This is a genomic window from Streptomyces sp. NPDC020192, from assembly GCF_044388685.1.
Taxonomy (GTDB): domain Bacteria; phylum Actinomycetota; class Actinomycetes; order Streptomycetales; family Streptomycetaceae; genus Streptomyces.
In genome coordinates, this window is record NZ_JBIRXG010000053.1 from 24,528 (window position 1) to 31,571 (window position 7,044).

The following is a 7,044-nucleotide window of genomic DNA, read 5'->3' on the forward strand; positions in this document are numbered from 1 at the left end:
TAGGTCTGGGCGGCTGCGTCGGGATGTGGTTCGGCGATGACGGTGCGGGCGGTGGTGTAGGCGGTGGCGCCGTCGGCGAGGGTCTGCAGAGTGAAGTCGACCGGGAAGCCCGCCGTGCCGCCCCCGGCAGCGGCGGTGTCGGTGCGGGGATGGAGGCGCCTGGGCCCGGCCGAACAAGGTCGAGCTGTGCTTCACCCCGGCCTACGCCTCCTGAGCCAACCCGATCGAGGCGCACTTCAGGCCCCTGCGCCTCCGCCGGGGCGGACGCCCCGAAGCCGCAGCCCGATCCCAAATCCGGCGAACCTTCCAGGTCACGGCCCTACATGCCGACGGCCGGCACCTTGGCGGCGATGACGTCCGTGGCCTCGATGACCGGCGGCTCGGCGAAGTGCTCGGGATCGGCCGCCAACCGTGCGCGGCCTGCCTCCAGATGGGCCTGGCGAGCGGCTTCGTCGGGGAAGGCGTCGACGACGGCATAGGTGGTCGGGCCCAGGCGGAGGGCCATCCACACGACGGTGCCGGGCTCCGCCTCGACCTGCGGCAGGGCCAACTTCAACTGCGCTTCGACGGCGGCCTGGTGGCCGGGCTTGGCCTCTATGCGTACGAAGAATCCGATGTTGACCATGACTGCCACCTCTGTGGAGTGGTGAGAGTGCACCCGTTCGGCACGGGCTTGGATGGTGTTTTCGGCAGGGGCTTGGACGGTGCTACAGCGCCGCGACCGCCGCGGCGACGATCCGCGTCAGGCGTTCGGGGCCGTCGGCGGTCCTGGCCAGCACATGCATGCCGACGATGGTGGCCAGCAACCCGCTCGCGACCTCCTGCGGGTCGCGGCCCGAGTCGATCTCCCTGGTCCGCAGGCCCTCCTCGACCACCGCCACCAGCGTGGACTCGATCCGGTCGAACACGCCGCGGATCACGGCGGCCGCCTCCTCGCCTGCGCCGACAAGTTCGGCCGACGTGTTCACGGCCATACAGCCGCGTAGAAGAGGGTCCGTCAGATCGAACTGCGCCAGATCCCACAGCGCGTTTCGCAGCTTGTCCTTGACCTGACCCGGCCCCTGCAACCGCTCCGCCAGTGCCGCCACCTGGGCGTCCCCGTACTGCCGCAGCGCGAGGAGGAAAAGCTGCCGCTTGCTCCCGAAGGCGTGATACAGACTCCCCTTGCCGATACCCAGGGCATCCACCAGGTCCTGCGGCGTGGTGGCCGCATACCCCTTGCGCCAGAAGACTTCCACAGCCTCGCCGACGGCGGCTTGTGGGTCGAACTGCTTGGGCCTGCCCATGAAAGGGAGGCTAGCCAATTCTGTACTTCAGGGTCAAGAATATGCTCACACCCTCCCCTGACGTTCCCGGTCACAGCACCAGCCGGAACTGTCACCAAGGTGCTCGGCGGAGCGCAGGATCTCCGCCGCGGGGAGCGCGAATTCCCGCTGACCGGGAAACGTGTTCCGGACTCGGCCGTTCAACGTTCGGCGGCGGCCGGGCGTCCGCTGCGGGCACGCGGCCTTCACGGACTTACGGTCACCGTGCCCCGTACACCCGCTGCGGGGGCTCGGCGTCGGCGAGCAGTTTCAGCGCTGTCTCGCCGGCCTCCGCGGGAGTCCACCGGGCGCCCTTGTCGGCGGTGGGGCCCGGGCGCCAGCCCTCCATCACGGTGATCCGGCCGGCCTCGGTCTCGAAGACCCGGCCGGTCACCCCGGCGGAGGCGGCGGAGCCCAGCCAGACGACGAGGGGGGAGACGTTCTCCGGGGCCATGGCGTCGAAGCCGCCCTCCTCGGGCGCGGCCATGGTGCCGGCGAAGGTCTGCTCGGTCATCCGGGTGCGGGCGGCGGGGGCGATGGCGTTTACCTGGACGCCGTAGCGGGCCAGTTCGGCGGCGGCGACGAGGGTCAGGCCGACGATCCCCGCCTTCGCCGCGGAGTAGTTGCCCTGGCCGACGCTGCCCAGCAGGCCGGCTCCGGAGCTGGTGTTGACGACGCGCGCTGCGGGCGTACGGCCGGTCTTCGCCTCGGTGCGCCAGTGCGCGGCGGCGTGTTTCAGCGGCAGGAAGTGGCCCTTGAGGTGGACGCGTACGACGGCGTCCCATTCGTCCTCGTCGAGGTTGACGAGCATGCGGTCGCGCAGGAAGCCGGCGTTGTTGACGAGCGTGTCGAGGCGGCCGAAGGCCTCCAGGGCGGTGGCGATGAGCGAGGCCGCGCCGTCGGTGGTGGCGATGTCGCCGCCGTGGGCGACGGCCTCCCCGCCGAGCGCCCGGATCTCCTCGGCGACCTGCTGAGCGGGTCCGGCCGCCCCTCCGGTGCCGTCGAGGCCGACGCCGAGGTCGTTGACGACGACCTTGGCGCCCTCGGCGGCAAGCGCGAGGGCGTGCGCGCGGCCGAGCCCGCGCCCGGCGCCGGTGACGACGGCGACGCGTCCCGTGCAGATTCCGGTGCTCATGGGTGCTTCCTGCCTTTCGAGACGGTCAGTGGTTGGCGGTGGCGGCGTCGAGGAAGGCGGGGCGCTCCCCTCCGCCGTGGACGAGCAGGGCGGCGCCGCTGATGTAAGCGGCGCGGTCGGAGGCGAGGAAGACGCAGGCGTCGCCGACGTCGGAGGGCTCCGCGAGCCTGCCGAGCGGCACGGTGCGGCCGACGGCGTCGATGCCCGCCTCGTCGCCGTAGTGCAACTGGGCCAGCTCGGTGCGGACCATGCCGAGGACCACCGTGTTGACCCGTATCGCAGGCGCCCATTCCACGGCCATGGAACGGGCGAGGTTCTCCAGGCCCGCCTTGGCCGCTCCGTACGCCGCGGTGCCCGGTGACGGGCGGGTCCCGCTGACACTGCCGATCATGGTGATGGAACCGCCCGACTCCTGACTCCGCATCAGCTCGTACGCGGCGAGGGAGGCGTTCAGGGGCGCGAGGAGATTCAGTTCGACCACCCGGGCATGCCGTTCGGCTCCGCCCTCGCCGAGCAGCCGGAAGGTGGTCCCCCCGGCGTTGTTGACGAGGGTGTCCAACCGCCCGTACGCCGCCCGCACGCGCTCGAAGAAGGCGTGGACCGCCTCGGGGTCGCGCAGGTCGACGGGCTGGAACTCGGCGGTCCGCCCCGCCGCCCCGACCCGCTCGTCCGGGGGGCGGCGCGCGCAGGTCACGACCTCCGCGCCCGCCGCGAGCAGCGCCCGGGTGATCCCCGCGCCGACCCCCCGCGTTCCGCCGGTGACGACCGCCACGCGTCCGGACAGATCAATGATCGCTGCCAATGGGCACCTCCCGCAGCGAACGGACCGCTGCTACCTTTCCACCTAACAAATGTTTGGTGGAAAGGTAGCTGATCTGCTCATGGGTGTCTCCACCTCCGCCCCGGACGAGCGCATCGCGGTCGTCACCGTGGACTTCCCACCGGTCAACGCCCTGCCCGTGCAGGGCTGGTACGACCTGGCCGCCGCCGTGCGCGCCGCCGGAGCCGACCCGAAGGTGCGCTGCGTCGTGCTCACCGCCACGGGCCGCGGCTTCAACGCCGGCGTCGACATCAAGGAGATGCAGCGCACCGAGGGACACGAGGCACTCATCGGCGCCAACCGCGGCTGCTTCGAGGCGTTCTCCGCGGTCTACGACTGCGAGGTCCCGGTGGTCGCCGCCGTGCACGGCTTCTGCCTGGGTGGCGGCATCGGCCTGGTGGGGAACGCCGACGCGATCGTGGCGAGCGAGGACGCGACCTTCGGGCTGCCCGAGCTGGACCGCGGCGCGCTCGGAGCGGCCACCCACCTCGCCCGGCTGGTCCCCCAGCACCTGATGCGCGCGCTGTACTACACCTCGCGCACCGTCACCGCCGAGGAACTGCACCGGCACGGCTCGGTCTGGCAGGTGGTCCCGCGTGCCCAACTCCATGAGGCAGCAATGGAGTTGGCGCGGGAGATCGCCGCGAAGGACGGGCATCTCATCCGCCTCGCCAAGGCCGCGATCAACGGTATCGACCCGGTCGACGTCCGTCGCAGTTACCGCTACGAGCAGGGCTTCACCTTCGAAGCCAACCTCAGCGGCATCGCCGACCGACACCGCGACGCGTTCGTATCGGCCAAGGAGGACCGGAGTTGAGGGACAAGACGATGACCCCCGAGGAGGTCGTCGGCCGTCTGCGCAGCGGCATGACGATCGGAATCGGCGGCTGGGGTTCGCGGCGCAAGCCGATGGCGCTGGTACGGGCACTGCTCCGCTCAGACGTCACCGATCTGACCGTGGTGTCGTACGGCGGCCCGGACGTCGGGCTGCTGGCGGCCGCGGGGAAGGTCCGCAAGCTGGTCACGGCGTTCGCGACCCTCGACTCGATCCCGCTGGAACCACACTTCACCGCCGCCCGGCAGCGGGGCGCGTTCGAGCTGATGGAGCTGGACGAGGCGATGATGATGTGGGGGCTGACGGCCGCCGTGCACCGGTTGCCGTTCATGCCGATCCGGGCCGGCCTGGCTTCGGACGTGATGCGGGTCAACTCGCGGCTGCGGACCGTGAGATCCCCGTACGACGACGGCGAGGAGCTGGCCGCCGTCCCCGCCCTACGCCTGGACGCCGCGCTCGTCCACCTCAACCGGGCCGACGCTCACGGCAACGGCCAGTGCCTCGGCCCCGACCCGTACTTCGACGACCTGTTCTGCGAGGCCGCCGACGCTGCGTACGTCTCCTGCGAGCGGATCGTGGACACCGCCGACCTGCTCAAGGAGGCCGGCCCACAGACCCTGCTGGTCAAGCGCGCGTTCGTGGACGGCGTCGTCGAGACCCCGAACGGCACGCACTTCACCTCCTGCGCCCCGGACCACGACCGCGACGAGGCGTTCCAGCGCGCCTACGCCCAGGCCGCCCGCGACCCGGAGGCCTGGCGGGCCTTCGCCGACCGGTTCCTGTCCGGCGACGAGGACGCCTACCAGGCCGCGGTGGCGGCGTTCCACAAGGAGGAAGCGTGATCGCGACGAAGGCGACGCGCGCCGAGACGTGCGTTCTGGCCTGCGCCGAGGCCTGGCGGGGCGCGGGCGAGGTCCTGGCCGGCCCGATGGGCACGATCCCCACGATCGGGGCCCGGCTGGCGAAGCTCACCTTCTCCCCCGAGCTGCTGCTGACCGACGGCGAGGCGCTGCTCATCGGCGACGTCCCGGCCATCGGCGCCAAGGCGGAGGTGGTGGAGGGCTGGCTGCCGTACCGCCGGCACCTGGCGCTGGTCGCCACCGGGCGGCGGCACGTGATGATGGGCGCGAGCCAACTCGACCGGCACGGCAACCAGAACATCTCCTGCATCGGCGACTGGGCCAGGCCCACCCGCCAGTTGCTGGGCGTGCGTGGCGCTCCGGTCAACACCCTCAACAACCCAACCAGTTACTGGGTGCCGCGACATTCGCGACGGGTGTTCGTGGCGTGCGTCGACATGGTCTGCGGCGTCGGCTACGACCGCGCCGCCGCGGCCGGGCCCTCCGCGACCCGCTACCACCACATCGCGAACGTCATCTCCGACCTGGGCGTCTTCGACTTCGAGACGCCGGACCGGACGATGCGGCCGCGCTCGCTGCATCCCGGGGTCACGGTCGAGCAGGTCGTCGAGGCCACCGGTTTCCCGCTCACGATCCCCGACGAGGTGCCGTACACCCGCGAACCCACCGACGAGGAACTGCGCCTGATCCGTGAGGTCATCGATCCAGCAGGGATGCGCGAGCGCGAGGTGCCCCCGGCATGACGGAGACCAGGATCGAGACCGCCCTGACCAAGCTCGTCGGGGTCCGGCACCCCATCGTGCAGACCGGCATGGGGTGGGTGGCCGGACCCCGCCTGGTCTCGGCCGCCGCGGGCGCCGGGGCGCTCGGCGTCCTCGCCTCCGCCACCATGACCACCGCGCAACTCCGCTCCGCCGTCCGCGAGGTGAAGTCCCGCACGGACGCACCCTTCGGAGTCAACCTGCGGGCGGACGCCGGGGACGCGGCCGAGCGCGTACGGATCATCATCGAGGAGGGAGTGACGGTCGCCTCGTTCGCCCTCGCGCCCTCCCGGGAGCTGATCGCACGGCTCAAGGACGCCGGAGTGGTCGTCATTCCCTCGATCGGCGCCCGGCGGCACGCCGAGAAGGTCGCCGCGTGGGGCGCCGACGCGGTGGTGGTGCAGGGCGGCGAGGGCGGCGGGCACACCGGCAACGTCGCCACCACCGTCCTGCTCCCTCAGATCGTGGACGCCGTGGACATCCCGGTCATCGCGGCCGGCGGCTTCCACGACGGCCGCGGCCTGATCGCCGCACTGGCCTACGGCGCCGCCGGGATCGCCATGGGCACCCGATTCCTGCTCACCTCCGACAGCACCGTCCCCGACGCGGTCAAGGCCAGGTACCTGGCCGCGTCGGTCCAGGACGTCACCGTCACCACGAAGGTCGACGGCCTGCCGCACCGGATGCTGCGCACGGAACTGGTCGACGCCCTCGAGCGCTCGGGCCGAACCACCGCGCTGCTCCGGGCGATCCGCCACGCGGCGGCGTTCAAGAAGCACACCGGTATGAGCTGGGCCCGGATGGCGCGAGACGGCCTGGCCATGAAGCACGGCAAGGAACTGACCTGGAGCCAGGTGCTGCTGGCCGCCAACACCCCCATGCTGCTCAAGGCATCCATGGTCGAGGGGCGCACCGACCTCGGCGTGATGGCCTCCGGCCAGGTCGCGGGGCTGATCGACGACCTGCCGTCCTGCGCCGACCTCGTCGACCGCATCATGGCCGAGGCCCAGGCCACCCTCCGCGCCCTGCCCGCAGCGGGCTGAATCCCGCACTCCCCAAGGCCTCGTCGCCACCGAGCGCGAGGCACCGCAGCTGCCGGAACGAGAGCGAGATCCGCAGGCAGCACCTTCGCTGCCAGGCGCGGACGTCGACAGCATTCTGGCGTGAGCAGATCGAACAAGTGAGCCGTTTCCAAGCTGCCGGTTCTGACCGCGAGTTGTACAGTCCTGCGCAACGACGAAGCTCCTGGTAGACGGGTTCTCGACCGAGATCACCCGTGTCCGCCATGAGTTTCGCGTGCTTGTCTACCCGTCCTCGATTGATCTGTCC

At 71.3% G+C, this 7,044-nt stretch carries 8 protein-coding genes; 4 read left to right on the plus strand and 4 right to left on the minus strand.

Going from position 1 to position 7,044, the window contains the following annotated elements:
• Positions 1 to 319 precede the first annotated feature (319 nt).
• The 4 genes from ACH47Z_RS43905 to ACH47Z_RS43920 all read right to left on the minus strand — a co-directional run bounded on the left by ACH47Z_RS43905 (position 320) and on the right by ACH47Z_RS43920 (position 3,241).
• Positions 320 to 625 (minus strand): putative quinol monooxygenase, encoded by a 306-nt coding sequence (locus ACH47Z_RS43905; RefSeq protein ID WP_399085180.1) that lies wholly within the window; start codon positions 623 to 625, stop codon positions 320 to 322.
• 82 nt (positions 626 to 707) lie between these two features.
• Complete coding sequence (locus ACH47Z_RS43910; protein ID WP_399085183.1) at positions 708 to 1,286, minus strand: TetR/AcrR family transcriptional regulator; 579 nt, start codon at positions 1,284 to 1,286, stop codon at positions 708 to 710.
• A 238-nt stretch (positions 1,287 to 1,524) separates the two neighbouring features.
• On the minus strand, positions 1,525 to 2,439 hold the full coding sequence (locus ACH47Z_RS43915) for an SDR family oxidoreductase (RefSeq protein ID WP_399085186.1): 915 nt from the start codon (positions 2,437 to 2,439) through the stop codon (positions 1,525 to 1,527).
• 25 nt (positions 2,440 to 2,464) lie between these two features.
• Positions 2,465 to 3,241, minus strand: a complete 777-nt coding sequence (locus ACH47Z_RS43920; protein WP_399085189.1) for an SDR family oxidoreductase — start codon at positions 3,239 to 3,241, stop codon at positions 2,465 to 2,467.
• A 79-nt stretch (positions 3,242 to 3,320) separates the two neighbouring features.
• Here ACH47Z_RS43920 and ACH47Z_RS43925 point away from each other — a divergent pair, with 79 nt between their 5' ends.
• The 4 genes from ACH47Z_RS43925 to ACH47Z_RS43940 are packed head-to-tail and all read left to right on the plus strand — an operon-like array spanning position 3,321 to position 6,758.
• The gene (locus ACH47Z_RS43925) at positions 3,321 to 4,076 is read left to right on the plus strand and encodes an enoyl-CoA hydratase family protein (protein ID WP_399085193.1); all 756 of its coding nucleotides are present in this window, start codon (positions 3,321 to 3,323) and stop codon (positions 4,074 to 4,076) included.
• 11 nt (positions 4,077 to 4,087) lie between these two features.
• Positions 4,088 to 4,936, plus strand: a complete 849-nt coding sequence (locus ACH47Z_RS43930; RefSeq protein ID WP_399085205.1) for a CoA transferase subunit A — start codon at positions 4,088 to 4,090, stop codon at positions 4,934 to 4,936.
• Positions 4,933 to 5,697 (plus strand): CoA-transferase subunit beta, encoded by a 765-nt coding sequence (locus ACH47Z_RS43935; RefSeq protein WP_399085196.1) that lies wholly within the window; start codon positions 4,933 to 4,935, stop codon positions 5,695 to 5,697. Before ACH47Z_RS43930 ends, ACH47Z_RS43935 begins: the two co-directional genes overlap by 4 nt.
• Positions 5,694 to 6,758, plus strand: coding sequence for an NAD(P)H-dependent flavin oxidoreductase (locus ACH47Z_RS43940; protein ID WP_399085198.1), 1,065 nt, complete (start codon positions 5,694 to 5,696; stop codon positions 6,756 to 6,758). The genes ACH47Z_RS43935 and ACH47Z_RS43940 overlap by 4 nt, the downstream gene beginning before the upstream one ends.
• Positions 6,759 to 7,044 lie beyond the last annotated feature (286 nt).